This is a genomic window from Candidatus Tisiphia endosymbiont of Micropterix aruncella, assembly GCF_965178575.1.
Taxonomy (GTDB): Bacteria; Pseudomonadota; Alphaproteobacteria; order Rickettsiales; family Rickettsiaceae; genus Tisiphia.
The window spans coordinates 1,436,387-1,451,152 of record NZ_OZ238268.1; the positions used below are offsets into that span (position 1 = coordinate 1,436,387).

The window sequence follows — 14,766 nt, forward strand, 5'->3', positions numbered from 1 at the left end:
TCGCTAGACCACGATTTACAAATGCGACAGAACCGTCTAATGACTAATATTACCAATACTCATTGATAGGCTGGCTGAAACGAATTTCTCTAAATCCCCGTCAAGTATACCCTTAGTATCAGAAGTTTCATGGTTGGTACGTAAATCCTTAACCATCTGATAAGGCTGTAATACATAAGATCTTATTTGATGTCCCCAACCATTTTCAGTCTTGGATGCATTTTGTTCATTAATATCATCGGTACGTTTTTTTAACTCTGACTCATAAAGCCTTGCTTTAAGCATTTTCATAGCTTGTGCTTTGTTTTTATGCTGCGATCTATCATTTTGGCACTGGGTTACGATATTAGTTGGTAAGTGGGTAATCCTTACTGCAGAATCGGTAGTGTTTACATGTTGTCCCCCAGCACCGGAAGACCTATAAGTATCAATTCTAAGATCTTTTTCATCTATTGTAATGGAAATATCATCATCAATTTCTGGATATACCCAACTGCTAGCAAAACTAGTCATCCTTTTACCTGCGGCATTAAAAGGTGATATCCTAACTAGCCTATGCACACCAGATTCTGTTCTAAACCAACCATATGCTTGGTAACCATTAATTTTAATAGTACATGATTTTATTCCAGCTTCTTCGCCATTAATAAGATGAATAATTTCACTTTTAAAACCCAACCTTTCTGCAAAGCGTAAATACATACGCATCATAATTGATGCCCAATCGTGGCTTTCTGTTCCTCCAGCTCCAGCGTTGATTTCTAGAAAGCAATTATTACTGTCAAATTCTCCAGAAAATAAACATTCAGTTTCAAATTTTCCGGCAATAATAGATAGCTTCCCTAAATCTTCTTGAACTTGCTGCAAAACTTGTTGATCATTTTCAATAAATGCCAAATCCTCAAGTTCTAAACATTCCGTAAGATTAGACTGAAGTTGTTTAAACGAGTTAAGCTTGATATCTAGAAGTCTTTTTTCTTTTAGGATACTCGAGGCCTTCTCTTGATTATTCCACAGATCCGGATCTTCTGATATATTTTCTAGCTCTAAAAGCCTTTTGGTTGCGTTATCGAAATCAAAGCGACCTCCTGAGCAGTTCTAAAGACTGTTCGATTTTTTTTACATAATGTTCAATTTCAGCACGCATTATTAATTTTCCTACTATAAAATGGAATTTTATTATATAAAGATAAAACTTCTTTCTAATTTTAACATTATACCAAATATACCATGAATAATCAAAACTTTATCAGAAATTTTTCAATCATCGCTCATATTGATCATGGTAAGTCTACTCTAGCAGATAGATTAATTGAATATTGTGGGGGGCTGGCAACTCGAGAAATGAGTCATCAGGTACTTGACTCAATGGACATAGAAAAAGAACGTGGTATCACTATCAAAGCACAGACTGTTAGATTAACTTACAAAGCAAAAGATGGTAATACATACTATCTAAACCTAATGGATACTCCTGGTCATGTGGATTTCTCTTATGAGGTGAGTAGATCGTTAGCTGCTTGTGAAGGTTCTTTGTTAGTAGTGGATAGTAGCCAAGGTGTTGAGGCACAAACTCTAGCAAATGTTTATCAAGCGATCGATAATAATCATGAAATTATTCCAGTCCTAAATAAAATTGATCTACCAGCTGCTGATCCTGATAAAGTTAAGCAACAGATAGAGGATGTAATTGGTATAGATGCAAGCGATGCATTATTGATTTCTGCAAAAAGTGGTATAGGAATAGAGGAGGTACTTGAAGCAATTGTTAATAGGCTGCCATGTCCAGAAACTAATCAAACAGATATTCTAAAGGCATTATTGGTTGATAGCTGGTACGATTCTTACCTAGGGGTAGTAATTTTAGTTAGAGTTATCGATGGAGTTTTACGCAAGAATATGCGTATTAAAATGATGGCTACCAATTCTAGTTATAATGTTGAAAATGTTGGGTATTTTACTCCTAGAAAACATATATCAGATATTTTATACCCAGGAGAAATAGGCTTCTTTACTGCTTCAATAAAACAAGTTGCTGATTGTAAAGTTGGGGACACAATAACTGACGAGAAAAGACCTTGTAAGGAATCTTTGCCTGGTTTTAAACCGCATTTACCGGTAGTGTTTTGTGGTTTATATCCTTCAGATGCTTCTCAATTTGAGCATTTAAAAGATTCTTTAGCTAAATTAAAACTTAACGATGCTAGCTTTGAATTTGAAGCAGAGAGTTCAACAGCCTTAGGTTTTGGCTTTCGCTGTGGGTTTTTAGGGTTACTACATCTTGAAATAGTACAAGAAAGATTGGAACGCGAATTTGACCTTGATATGATAACCACCGCTCCTAGTGTGATTTATAAGATTAATATGCGTGGTGGAGATCAATTAGAAATACATAACCCAGCTGATTTGCCACCTGTGCAAAATATCGACTCAATGTTAGAGCCTTGGGTTAAGGCAACAATATTAGTACCAGATGAGTTTTTAGGTAATGTGTTATCTTTATGTACCGATAAAAGAGGGGTGCAAATTGAATTAACTTATGTAGCCGGTAGGGCTATGGTAATTTACCGATTACCGTTAAATGAGATAGTATTTGATTTTTATGATAAGTTAAAAAGTTACACAAAAGGCTATGCTAGCTTTGATTGGGAAATAGATGTTTATCAGGAGAGTGATTTGGTAAAATTATCTATTTTAGTTAATAGCGAGCCAGTTGATGCTTTATCTACTATAGTACACCGTTCAAGGTCAGAATATCGAGGTCGAGAATTGTGTAAACGCCTCAGTGATCTAATCCCAAGGCAATTATTTCAAATTGCTATTCAAGCTGCTATTGGCAGTAGAATAATTGCTAGAGAAACTGTCAAAGCAATGCGTAAAGATGTCTTATCTAAATGCTACGGCGGTGATATAACTCGTAAGCGTAAATTATTGGAAAAACAAAAAGCTGGCAAAAAACGTATGCGTAATATTGGTAATGTTGAGATCCCTCAATCTGCTTTTATAGCTGCTCTTAAAATAGGAGATGAGTGATATCATAACCTGAATTCAATACAACATGCTAGGGTTCTTATATCGAACTGGCTTTGTTATAAGGAAAAATGCACTCTTGAAGCGGCTGACGCGAGTGCATTTTAACTTTTTTCATCATTCAATATGTGATTTTAATTATTAAAATCACATATTGAATGGAGTGTTATATTTTAACAATCAGGTGGGCAGCCGCTTCAAACCTGATTGTTTCTATATATAACACGAAAGTTCGATGTAACTTGTTACATCGAATTCAGGTTAAAGTAGCATGATCTATTCTAGCGCCTCTAATAATAGCCATTTCTTCTAAATCTTGATAGCTCAAAGAAAATCTACATTTCATATAAACAAATAACATGATGATTTTTGGTGAAGAACAGAATCCTTTAAAATATTTAAGCAGTTTCGGAGAAATATAAAATGGCATAGATATACTTTCTTTACACTATTCTACTCTTCCCTTGTGTTATTTGCAATAGATGCGACAGAACCGGGGGTATTTGTATATTAATAGGTTTATTACAAGCAAGGTAATTTATGCATTATACAAGGATTACACCTTTGAAACTATCTTATATAGTTCACTTAATAAAGTTGCAAATTCAATTTGCTCAAAACCTTTCCTAGGGACAACTATCATTGCCCAACTATTTTGTTTGAATTTTGATTCCTTGCTTAGCAGTCTAACTAAATGCCTAATGCGTCTTTTGATTTTATTACGAATAACAGCGTTTCCTAACTTTTTTCCGACTTTCATGCCAAAAAGTAATGTATTTGACGAATTATGTAGAATCTCACCATATTTCTTACATAGCTGCACTTGGGTAGTTTTGTCGTCAATATTACCTTTCACATTTAGTTTTGCAAAGAGTTTAGTAGAATTCTTTGCTATTATTGTGATAAAATAAAGACAATGGAACTTTTTTCCTAACTTATTAACTAGGTCAAATTCTTTCTGATTTTTTAGGGATGAGATAAGCACTTACTACGCTGATAATTTTTTTCTGCCTTTTGCTCGGCGTTTCCTTAAAATTTCTCTACCGCCGACAGTCGCCATTCTTGTCCTAAATCCATGTCTTCTTTTTCTTACTAAATTGCTAGGTTGAAATGTACGTTTCATAAATTCACATCCAATACGAAATAATATATTTCTTTATAGTTAGATAATGTTAAACTGTCAACTTAAATAACCTGAATTCGATGTAACAAGTTACATCGAACTTTCGTGTTATATATAGAAACAATCAGGTTTGAAGCGGCTGCCCACCTGATTGTTAAAATATAACACTCCATTCAATATACGTCAATTCGGGATAAGGATTAGTAAAAATGCTTTAGCTATAACTAATACAAGATTTTGGATATGTATAAATTGCATTTCTGTGAATTCATACATTAATTGCTCTTCGTAGTATATATATGTCTGCTATTTTTACTAATCCTTATCCCGAATTAACGTAATATGTGATTTTAATTATTAAAATCACATATTGAATGATGAAAAAAGTTAAAATGCACTCGCGTCAGCCGCTTCAAGAATGCATTTTTCCTTATAACAAAGCCAGTTCGATATAAGAATTATTAATTCTTATATCGAACTGAGGTTAAATAACATTATTTAAAACTAGGGCAGTTTAAAAGTCACAGTCAATAGTTGATATAAACTTAAATTTAACTACTACCGATGTCATTCGAGGGTTCTGTCACATTTGTAAATCGTGGTCTAGCGAAAATTGTAAAACCTTAGATTCCGGACGAAGCTCCTATTCAGTCGAGCTTGTGCCTCATCGTCACTCAACCATATATGCTCTTGAGATAATACCTGAAACTGTTTATCTGCTATATCCTGATTTAATACCTCATTTTTATCTTTGAGCTCAGTATAATGAATACCTAGATAATTAATTTGAGGATCTTTATCTTTAAGTACATTTTGTACTGAAATTAGATTTTTCAATCTGTCATCAACAAGAACGATATTTTTGTAATTTTTATTTAATTGCTCCAAGAAACCTAAAAGCACTTTCCCTTTATCTGTTTTGTTCGTGAATATAACACGAGAAATACATTCAGGAAAGTAACCCTTTAATAAATCATCATTATCTTTAAAATGATACCCAAGAGACTTTAAGCGTGATAAATGAAGTTGTGCTTCATTCTGAACGATACCGTATTTCCCACTGCTGTTGGCCGTAAACCCGACAATAGTCATTTTTTGAGAATCAAGTTCGTTAACAAAGCTTGGCATGTCCGAAGAAACCAACTCAACCTTACTAGAAGATAAAATCTGACTAGTTAAATACTCTTCCATCGGTACTTTACACCCATTAAGTACAATCTCTTTTCCTTGAAAATCTTTAAAGATGGCTTTGAGGTGTTTTGAACGATAATTGTCTTTCTCGCCCGCATATCTTAACACGCTATCCCGTGGCACAAACAGTACATAATCGAGGTCAAATAAAACAAGAGTGTTTTCGCCGTCAAATTGAGAAGTATATGTTTTAATCTCATTAACCGAAGATGCTTGTACAATTTGAGCATTTGCTTCAAAAGCGAAAAAGCCCATGAACACCATGAATCCAATCTTGATACCCAATTTAATCTGGTTCAAGTAATTTTTCATCGTTACACAACCTTCTTGATGATGTCTAATAAAGGATAAGCATTCTCAATGGGAAATTAACGCAATTCTTGATTTTCATCGAGTATACACTTCTACTTCTTGCTATAAAAATTTAGTTAACCTTTAAGGGAGTGCCTATGAGTTTTAAACATCTAAATTAACTACATTCAAAGCATTTGCTTGAATGAATTGTCTTCTAGGTTCAACAATATCTCCCATTAATGTTGAAAAAATCACCTCAGCACTATCTTGTTCATGTACTTTAACTTGCAGTAAAGTTCTTTTTTGAGGATCTAATGTTGTCTCTCCTAACTGATCGGAATTCATCTCTCCAAGACCTTTAAAACGTTGAATAGCTATACCTTTTTTACCATGTTCTAATATATAATTCAGTAACATACTAGGTAACGTAATCATAAATTCCTGGTTTTTAATCAACAACTTTGCTTGTCCAATAAATAAATTTACAAGTGGGGTAAATGCTTTAGCTAGCTGAATAAATTCAAAAGACTCAAGCTGTTCTTTTGACAAAATTTTACTTTCTTTTACCCCCCGAACAAAGCGGAAAAATTCTATATTATTTGCGTTAACTATAAACTGCCAATCTGTCTTATCAGGTGTAATATCACCAAGATTTAAAATATTTAAAGCCTGATTTATTTCATTTGTCTTATCGTTATCAAATATTTGATTACCTAATAAACCTTTTATAGCTAGAGATTCTGCAATTTGTCGATTAAATTTTTTGCTTACTTGGTCAAGTAACGTAGTGAACCTGATAACCGCCTTTATTATCCCCTCAAGATCATTACCAATGATCTCTGCCCCATTATATAACATAATTGTTGCATCACTAATAGTAGATTTGACTAAATAATCTTGCAGAGCTTGTTCATTTTTCAAGTAAAGCTCGTTATTACCTTTTTTTACTTTATATAAAGGTGGCTGAGCTATATATAGATATCCTTTATCAATTAATTGACGCATATGCCGGTAAAAGAAAGTAAGTAATAAGGTTCTGATGTGCGAACCATCAACATCAGCATCAGTCATAATAATTATTTTATGATATCTTAACTTATCCAAAGAAAAGTCTTCATTACCAATAGCAGTGCCAAGAGCTGTTATTAGAGTCCCTACTTGCTCAGAGTTTAACATTTTATCAAATCTAGCTCTTTCAACGTTTAAGATTTTACCTCGCAGTGGCAAAATTGCTTGAAATTTCCTATCCCTACCCTGCTTTGCTGTACCACCGGCAGAATCTCCTTCCACAATAAATAACTCTGAAAGAGCAGGGTCTTTTTCTTGACAATCGGCAAGTTTCCCAGGTAAGTTAGAAATTTCAAGAGCCGATTTCCGACGAGTTAATTCCCTTGCTCTTTTTGCTGCTTCTCTAGCAGTTGCAGCTTCAATAATTTTATTAATAATTATTTTTGCGTCACTAGGATGTTCTTCAAACCATTCTAAAATCTTAGTATATACAGCATTTTCTACGATAGGCCGCACTTCAGAACTAACTAATTTATCTTTAGTTTGTGAAGAAAACTTAGGGTCTGGTACTTTTACTGATAAAATACATGAGAGACCTTCTCTCGTATCATCACCAGTGAAATTTACTTTATTTTTTTTGTTAAGCCCAATATTTTCAATATAAGTTGTGACAACTCTAGTAAGAGCGGCTTTAAAGGCAATAAGGTGCGTACCACCATCACGCTGCCTTATATTATTGGTAAAACATAAAATATTTTCATGATATGAGTCATTCCAATTCATAGCTAATTCGAAAGTAATCCCTGTTGCTTGGTTATTGGTATTGAGTGCTATACATTTATGTAATGAGGTTTTGGCTCTATCAACATACTTGACATAAGCTTCTACACCACCAGTAAAGCAGAATTCTACTTCTTGTTGTTCAGAAAAACGATGATCCTTTAATAATATCCTTACACCAGAATTCAAAAAGGCTAGTTCTCTAAGCCTATGCTCCACAGTAGCAAAATTAAATTCAATCGTGCTAAAAGTTGTAATAGACGGGAAAAAAGTAATTTCAGTACCATTTTTCTCTGATGAATCTCCTTTCAGTAACAGTGGTACTTCAGTAGCACCATCTCTGAATTTTATAAAATACTCCTTATTAGCTCGCCAAATTTTAAGTTCTAACCATTCTGATAGAGCATTTACCACAGATACACCAACACCATGTAATCCACCAGATATTTTATAAGAATTCTGATCAAACTTGCCTCCAGCATGCAGTTGAGTCATAATAACCTCAGCTGCTGATATGCCTTCTTCATGAATATCAACAGGTATCCCACGTCCATTATCACGCACTGTTACAGATCCGTTTGCATTTAGTATTACTGCAATTAAGTTACAATAACCAGCTAAAGCTTCATCGATTGCGTTATCAACAACCTCATAAATCATATGATGTAATCCTGAACCATCGTCAGTATCACCAATATACATACCGGGTCTTTTTTTTACTGCCTCAAGACCTTTTAAAACTTTGATGGAGTCAGCTCCATATTCTAATTCTGCTATTGATTGTTGTTGATTAGTTGACATATTATACATAAAATGAAAGATAAAGAATAACTATACACCAAAATTACAGCAAGTGTATAGTTTTCAAGTAGTTTATTAAAATAAGGAAAAATGCATTCTTAAAGCGGCTAACGCGAATGCATTTTAAACCTTTCTAAAGCTAAAAACTCGATAATCAAGTTTTTTTCTGAAGGCTACAATTCATGGTAGTTTATGTCATCCCAGCGTAGGCTGGGATCTAAAAAAGTTTAAATAGTCTTTTAGGCTATTTTTTAGATTCCGCTACCTGCGCGGGAATGACATCTTCTCAGCTTCTTTTCATGATTTTCAAACTGCCATGAATTATATAACTTAATAAAAACTTGATTATCGTGTAAAAACATGATTTTAATCTTTTAAAATCATGTTTTTAGCAAAATGTTACCTTTTTCGTACTACACCTTGGGTTTTACTACTACTATTTTCAAGGACTACTTTCATAGCATTTCCTACTTGTAGTAGTTCAGGTAACGATTCTAACGGGGTTCTTAACGATGTAAGGTTTTTCAAAAAATATGCTGGTAGAATATTTTTTGTCTTATCCTTAACTAAATTTGCAAAAGATGTGGTGATTTTTTCCCTGTCAGGTATTAATTTGACTGTTTCTTGTATTTTAGATTCAATAATCAATATATTTTTGGCTGCTTTGTGGCAATATCCTAACTTCTCAAGAATGCTTTTATTGGGATCTAATACAGCAAGGAGGTTTTCTTTTATGTGAGATAATTCGGTTTCAATTGATTTTTTTAGCTCTTTTCCTTGATCAGGTATATTTCCAAGGATTTTAGTCATACCTTTACGCAGAAGGTCAACACCTCCCATTATACCATCTTTAGTATGAGGGATTTCTTCAGATAAGTCAATAAGTTTTTTAAAAGATTTTTTTTCTTTTGGATCTTGTGCAACCAATTTATTAATTTTCTTCAAAGAGTCAATATCTAACCCTAATCCTGCTACAGCTACAGGTGATACTCCTGCTATTTCTGTGATTTCAACAATCTGCGTAGCTTTGGAATATTTTTCTTTAAGATTTGTACTTTTTTCTATTTCGGCTCGTTTTTCTCTAACTATTTCTAGTTTTTCTTGCCAATTATCTACTGTCTTTGTTAGATTCTCAGTACTGAGAAAAGATTTTACTGAGTCTAATAAGCCACTTCCCTTGAGTATTAAACCAACTACAGGCATTTGCACAGCTATTATACCAATTAATAAATTACCTAAATAATCAACGATCTCTTTTGACGCTCCAGGATACAAGCTATCTAGTCTATTTTGAAACTCCACAATACTTTCAAGAACTTTTATTATTAGCTCAATGAAAGCATCTTCAAAGAATAATATCTCTTCCTTTACCGATTGCTGTTCATCAATGTACTTTTCTAATTCATCTAAGGAATTACCTACTGTTTCTTTGAATGATTCAGCTATTTCTCGTTCCCTTTGTTGATCTTCTGAATCAAGAAATATGTTATATATATAGTCAACTCTTTTTTTAATAGCCCTTAAGTTCCTAGGAAACGTTTTGAGTGTTTTCATAGAATCAAACTTTAACTGTTCTATAGCACTAGCAATAGAAGCATCTGATAAGATAGTGGGTAAAGCGACTTTTGAAAGGAAAGAGTATATATTAGGCATATAGATAATTGAATTATATTAAAATTTTTAAATTATTACTCAAATAATACAAATAAAAACTGCACTTTAAAACTGTTATATTGCTCTGACAGTTAGTTTTTGATATGTTATAGCTAATTGATTTGATCTGAGCTATTATATAGTTAACCCGAGAAGGTTTTAGCCATATGTTAATGTTATCTTAGCTAAAGCTATGTCATCCCTGCATAGGCAGGGATCTACGATATATAATAGCCTTTCAGGCTATTTTTTATATTCCGCACCGAAGAGGGAATGACATTAAGGCTATCATCATTACTACGGCTTAAATATTTTTTGGTTAGCTATACGTGCTAGCTTTATCACAACAAATCAAGTTTTAGATCAAGAATACCTTTAACTTCTTGCATAAGCTAGCAAAATTTTTTAACATAAACATATTTTTAGAAAACCAATTATGCATAAATTCCTATACTTCACCGTTATCATTTTACTAAACTATTCAGTTTATGCTGTTAACTTATCTGATGCTCTAACTAGTGCATATAATAATAATGGTGAGTTACAAATCAATAGGCAGACTTTTTTAAATGAAATTGAACAGTTTTCTGCAGCTTTTTCAGGTTTTATGCCCAGTGCGTCTTATAATATTGATTCTGCTATTAATACGAATAAACCGAATAGTCAATATGCTGCTTCTTCTAAAAGAGAGCTGAAATCACAACAGGGAGCTTTAGTAATAGAGCAGCCTATATTTAGTGGTGGGAGTAGTGTTGCAACTTTGAAAGCCGCCCAATCAGCTTTTAGGGCATCGCGTGCTAAATATTATGCAGAAGAACAAAAAATTCTTCTTAACCTAATAAAAACTTATCTCGATTGTTATGAAACAAAAGAAAAATATGAGATTTCTGAAATTAGTGTAAAAGCTAACAAACAGCAATTAGAAACCATTGAAGAAAAACTAAAATTAGGTGAGGCAACATCAATAGATTTAGCTACTGCCAAGGCTGGTCTTGCAAAAGCTGAAACCGAGAAGTTAACCGCATATGCTAATTATCAAGCAACAAAAGCAAGCTTCATTCGGATGTTCGGTATAGAAGCGAATGATATTGATATGCCTCCTATACCTGATAACTTACCTAATTCATTAGAGGATTTAATGCAAAGAGCGATAAATGTTAATCCTAACATAGATAGTACAAGACATAGTGTTAAAAGTTATAAAGCTAGTGAACTGGCAGCAAAAGCTGAACTTTTACCCAAGGTAAGCTTTAAAGTTCAATCTGGTAAAACCCATTACACTCCAGAAAGCCCATATAATACCAATAATAGAAGTACTACATCTACATTATCAGTTAATATACCTATTTATTCTCACGGGGGTAGCGAATATTCAAAAATTAGGAAAGCTAAAAATAGTACTAGGAGTGCAGTTATTCAACTTGATGATACAATAAAACAAATTCGGGCAAGTGCTATTGGTAGTTGGGAAGGATTTGAAGCAGCAAAGTCTAAAGTTATTGCCACATCACAAGGTGTAGAATCTGCTCAAATAGCTTACGATGGGACAATGCAGGAAGAAATTGTTGGTTCTAAAACAATCTTAGACGTTTTAATTGCTGAAGAAAAATTACATAGTGCTAGGGTGTCAAAAGTTGATGCACACAGAGACTCTATTTTAGCAGCTTACCAAATAAAATCTTTACTTGGGGAATTGACAGCAAAAAGCTTAAAATTGAAAGTTAAATATTTTACTCCTGAAGATGAGTTTAAAGGACTCAAGAAGAAACTTATTATAGGTTTTTAATTATACTCGATGAAAATCAAGAATTGCGTCGTCATTATCCAAGATATGTGGTGTTCACGTACTAAATGTACGCCTAGCACCTCGACTTGGTAATTCCTGCTACTATCATGATTTTCATCTTCGTCTATTAACTTTTGGAATCATAGTAGTGTATGAGTAAAGATCATAAAAAAAACCAAGATATGTCAGTTGAAGAGATATTGAAATCAATTAAAGGAGTGATTGATAGTCGTGGTACAGTCAATTCAGGAGGATTGGGTAGCAGGAGCGATGGAGCAACGCCTATATGTAATAGGCAAGCGATCGAAGACGACACTACCGACTTCTCCTCAATTGACTATAGTAATAGCCAATCTAACGATGATGAAATACTAGAATTGACAAATATAGTAGGGGATGAGGCAAATAAGTTAGAAAATAATAGGCATAGTGAACTAGAAGAGGAACTATCGCAGACATCCTTGGTATCCGATAAATCTGCAGCAGAAACCACTAAGATTTTCCAGCATTTCTCGAAAACAGCTCAAGAGATTAGTGCAAATGCTTCGAACCCTACGGTCAAAACATTAGAGAATCTAATTATTGAAATGTTACGACCACAATTGAGTCAATGGTTAGATAAAAACTTGCCTTTATTAGTAAAACAATTAGTAGAAAAAGAAATTCAAAAATTAATACCAAATGATCAAAAATGACTTAGTGGAGGACATCATTTGTGTTAGTCTTATTTTAACAGGGTAATTTAAAAGTCGAGCTATAAGCTTTGATAAATAAGGGATAGAATTCTTAATACGGCTTCGGTGTTATTCCCGCGTAGGCATTGCCCGCGTGGATCAAAAAGCTAATGTAAGTAATGGTACTTACAGGACCAAAAACGATGTCATTCTTAGCAACGGCGGGAATCTAATACGATCTTACGATGTCACCCCTGCGTAAGCAGGGGTCTAAAATAACTTAACACAACCTATCTTGGTCATGTTTTTAGATTCCGCACCGAAGCAGGAATGACATAAACCCTGCAGGGATGACATCGCTTCTAGCTAAGCTAAGATTAACATAAAACCTTTTCGGGTTAGCTATACTTAGGCTATTTATCGTTTTTGATTACTTGTATAATAAATTTAACGTGAGAATAATTATAAATGTACTTTAACATGGAGAGTAAGAAGATTATCTTAGGTAATAAATTTTTTATAGTCCTAATAACTATCTTTTTATTTATGGATAAGGCTGATGCTGCTCCACCACCTCTTCCCCCAGCATTGCCACAATTAGAAAGTGATAAAGTGAATAAACAGAAAGAAGAGGCAGATTCTTTGCTGGGAAAAATACAGCAATTTATGCATTCTAAGAAAATTGATAATGAAGTATTAGGATCAAGCAAACCAGCATCCACACCACAAGATACTAATAATGAAGAAGGTGAGACAGATTCCTTCATTGATTTAGGGAATCATAAATTACCAACCTTAGAAAATACAAAAGAATTGGATCGATTAGATAAAAATCCGTACCAAAAAATTGATCTAGATAGGCCTAGTAAGAATGACAGTAATACCAACAAAGATTCTCCTACTCTTCCACCCACTGAGGTTAAAGATGCTGTGCCTATTAAGTCACTTGATTCATCTGCCCAGTCTAAACCTCAAATAGATCTTCCGAGTAGTAATAAGTCTGAGCCACAAGCTACTACTCCTATCGTACCTTCTGTAACTATACCTGATAAAGAGAAATATCCAGTAATATTGCAACAGCCAAGTAATGAAGATAATAAAGAAGTGGTTGCTCCTAATCTAGATATATTGCCTTCTTCGCAAGAAAAAAAGCCTACTGAACCGCAAGTAACTGCTCCTATCGTACCAATAGTATTACCTAAGGAAAATACTGAATCTAAAGTGACTAAGCCTCAAACTCCTATACCAGTATTTGTAAAAAAGGATAAGCAACTAGATGACTCTAGTAAAACTGCCCTAGAGAAAGATAGTAATGTAATCAAAGAAGAGCAAGAAGTAAATAAGCATCAATCTGCAATTACAAAAGATAAAGCTAGCACCATCAAAGAAACATCGCCTAAAATAACTGAATTTGTACAAGATGAAGCACAAATGTTACTTTTGCCAAATGATGATGTAATATTGGGAGAGCTTACAGAAGAGGCAAGATTAGATCAAATGGATATGTATTCATTTATTCAAATGTTTAAGAAAATTTATGATAGTGACAATAGAAAGCAGCAAAGAAAGATGATAGATAATTTTATTGATAATTATGATAATGCTTTCCATACTGCTATAGTCAGTGATGCAACGGATAGAGCATTTGAGGCAGTTAGAAAAAATAATTTATTTGTTCTTAGGACTCTTTTGGATAATTATCCAATCATCCAAAGAAGGGGGAATGATAATTATACCCTTTTACATGAAGCTGCAGAAACTAGTAATTACTATATAGCAAAATTGTTAATTATGCGTGGTATAAACATTAAGCCTACTAATTATCATTGTAGAACGGCATTGGACATCTCTGATGAACAAAATAATAATGTGGGCTGTTTGATAATAAAAGCAACAGCAAATTAGTTTATTTTTGCTAATCTAGCACTATGTCTTCCACCTTCAAATTTAGTCGTTAAAAATTTATCGATCATTTTACAAGCTAGTTCCTCATTGGGTATTTTAGCTCCTAACACTATTATATTAGCATCATTATGAGCCCTTGATCTTTCTGCCATAAATAAGTCAAAACATAAAGCTGCCCTTATTTCAGACGTACGATTTGCGGCAATTGACATACCTATGCCAGTTCCACAAATTAAAATTCCCAAAGGAGCTATATTTTCTAAAATCCCATCAACAACTTTTTTAGAATAATCTGGATAATCCACTGTTTCTTGATTGTAAGTACCACAATCAAGAATAGATATATTTTTATCGTGTAAATAACTGATAATTTTGCTCTTGAGTAGAAATCCGGAGTGATCACTGGCTATTATAACATCGTAAGTTTTCATAATTACTTAATTTTGATAAAAAATACTAGACTTGATTCTATATTAAAGTTAGTTTATTGCATAATAAAATTGCAAATTTTTTGGTAAGTT

General features: G+C 33.4%; 11 protein-coding genes and 1 pseudogene. 4 read left to right on the plus strand and 8 right to left on the minus strand.

Translation table 11 applies throughout. The features are described from left to right. Positions 1-36: 36 nt before the first annotated feature. Positions 37-1,147, minus strand: a protein-coding gene (gene prfB / locus ACN1AG_RS07005) for a peptide chain release factor 2 (RefSeq protein WP_417904850.1) whose coding sequence is annotated in 2 segments (ribosomal slippage) — positions 37-1,077 and positions 1,079-1,147 — 1,110 coding nt in all. Because the reading frame shifts where the segments join, the coding sequence is not laid out codon by codon here. 83 nt (positions 1,148-1,230) lie between these two features. On the opposite strand from prfB, the gene lepA reads away from it, so the two are divergent. After that, entirely contained in the window at positions 1,231-3,033 is a 1,803-nt protein-coding gene (gene lepA, locus ACN1AG_RS07010) for a translation elongation factor 4 (protein ID WP_417904851.1), read from the plus strand. A 259-nt stretch (positions 3,034-3,292) separates the two neighbouring features. Here the strand turns inward: lepA and ACN1AG_RS07015 are convergent. From ACN1AG_RS07015 to ACN1AG_RS07040, 6 genes and pseudogenes are all read right to left on the minus strand, one after another. Beyond that, positions 3,293-3,460, minus strand: a pseudogene (locus ACN1AG_RS07015) (IS6 family transposase); the annotation flags it as partial. 126 nt (positions 3,461-3,586) lie between these two features. After that, the gene (gene rnpA, locus ACN1AG_RS07020) at positions 3,587-4,015 is read right to left on the minus strand and encodes a ribonuclease P protein component (RefSeq protein WP_417904852.1); all 429 of its coding nucleotides are present in this window, start codon (positions 4,013-4,015) and stop codon (positions 3,587-3,589) included. Positions 4,016-4,018: 3 nt separating this feature from the next. Next, positions 4,019-4,153 (minus strand): 50S ribosomal protein L34, encoded by a 135-nt coding sequence (rpmH, locus tag ACN1AG_RS07025; protein ID WP_417904853.1) that lies wholly within the window; start codon positions 4,151-4,153, stop codon positions 4,019-4,021. 603 nt (positions 4,154-4,756) lie between these two features. Continuing rightward, complete coding sequence (locus ACN1AG_RS07030) at positions 4,757-5,656, minus strand: DUF2608 domain-containing protein (RefSeq protein ID WP_417904854.1); 900 nt, start codon at positions 5,654-5,656, stop codon at positions 4,757-4,759. Positions 5,657-5,800: 144 nt separating this feature from the next. Further along, a complete protein-coding gene (gene gyrB, locus ACN1AG_RS07035) occupies positions 5,801-8,227 on the minus strand; it encodes a DNA topoisomerase (ATP-hydrolyzing) subunit B (protein ID WP_417904855.1) in 2,427 nt (808 codons plus the stop codon). A gap of 399 nt (positions 8,228-8,626) precedes the next feature. Then, positions 8,627-9,880, minus strand: a complete 1,254-nt coding sequence (locus ACN1AG_RS07040) for a hypothetical protein (RefSeq protein ID WP_417904856.1) — start codon at positions 9,878-9,880, stop codon at positions 8,627-8,629. 436 nt (positions 9,881-10,316) lie between these two features. On the opposite strand from ACN1AG_RS07040, the gene ACN1AG_RS07045 reads away from it, so the two are divergent. From ACN1AG_RS07045 to ACN1AG_RS07055, 3 genes are all read left to right on the plus strand, one after another. Next, positions 10,317-11,666, plus strand: a complete 1,350-nt coding sequence (locus ACN1AG_RS07045; protein ID WP_417904857.1) for a TolC family outer membrane protein — start codon at positions 10,317-10,319, stop codon at positions 11,664-11,666. A gap of 152 nt (positions 11,667-11,818) precedes the next feature. Next, positions 11,819-12,361: a DUF2497 domain-containing protein gene (locus tag ACN1AG_RS07050; RefSeq protein ID WP_417904858.1), complete on the plus strand. Its 543-nt coding sequence runs from the start codon at positions 11,819-11,821 to the stop codon at positions 12,359-12,361. Between the two features lie 447 nt (positions 12,362-12,808). After that, complete coding sequence (locus tag ACN1AG_RS07055) at positions 12,809-14,245, plus strand: hypothetical protein (RefSeq protein ID WP_417904859.1); 1,437 nt, start codon at positions 12,809-12,811, stop codon at positions 14,243-14,245. Here the strand turns inward: ACN1AG_RS07055 and rpiB are convergent. Continuing rightward, a complete protein-coding gene (gene rpiB, locus ACN1AG_RS07060) occupies positions 14,242-14,676 on the minus strand; it encodes a ribose 5-phosphate isomerase B (protein ID WP_341757886.1) in 435 nt (144 codons plus the stop codon). The two genes, ACN1AG_RS07055 and rpiB, sit on opposite strands and share 4 nt — an antisense overlap. Positions 14,677-14,766 lie beyond the last annotated feature (90 nt).

Bases quoted from the DNA above. Each gene is read 5' to 3' on its own strand.
- rpiB (WP_341757886.1), bottom strand. From the start codon at position 14,676: ATGAAAACTTACGATGTTATAATAGCCAGTGATCACTCCGGATTTCTA.
- ACN1AG_RS07045 (WP_417904857.1), top strand. From the start codon at position 10,317: ATGCATAAATTCCTATACTTCACCGTTATCATTTTACTAAACTATTCA.
- gyrB (WP_417904855.1), bottom strand. From the start codon at position 8,227: ATGTCAACTAATCAACAACAATCAATAGCAGAATTAGAATATGGAGCT.
- rpmH (WP_417904853.1), bottom strand. From the start codon at position 4,153: ATGAAACGTACATTTCAACCTAGCAATTTAGTAAGAAAAAGAAGACAT.
- lepA (WP_417904851.1), top strand. From the start codon at position 1,231: ATGAATAATCAAAACTTTATCAGAAATTTTTCAATCATCGCTCATATT.
- ACN1AG_RS07030 (WP_417904854.1), bottom strand. From the start codon at position 5,656: ATGAAAAATTACTTGAACCAGATTAAATTGGGTATCAAGATTGGATTC.
- ACN1AG_RS07040 (WP_417904856.1), bottom strand. From the start codon at position 9,880: ATGCCTAATATATACTCTTTCCTTTCAAAAGTCGCTTTACCCACTATC.
- ACN1AG_RS07055 (WP_417904859.1), top strand. From the start codon at position 12,809: ATGTACTTTAACATGGAGAGTAAGAAGATTATCTTAGGTAATAAATTT.
- ACN1AG_RS07050 (WP_417904858.1), top strand. From the start codon at position 11,819: ATGAGTAAAGATCATAAAAAAAACCAAGATATGTCAGTTGAAGAGATA.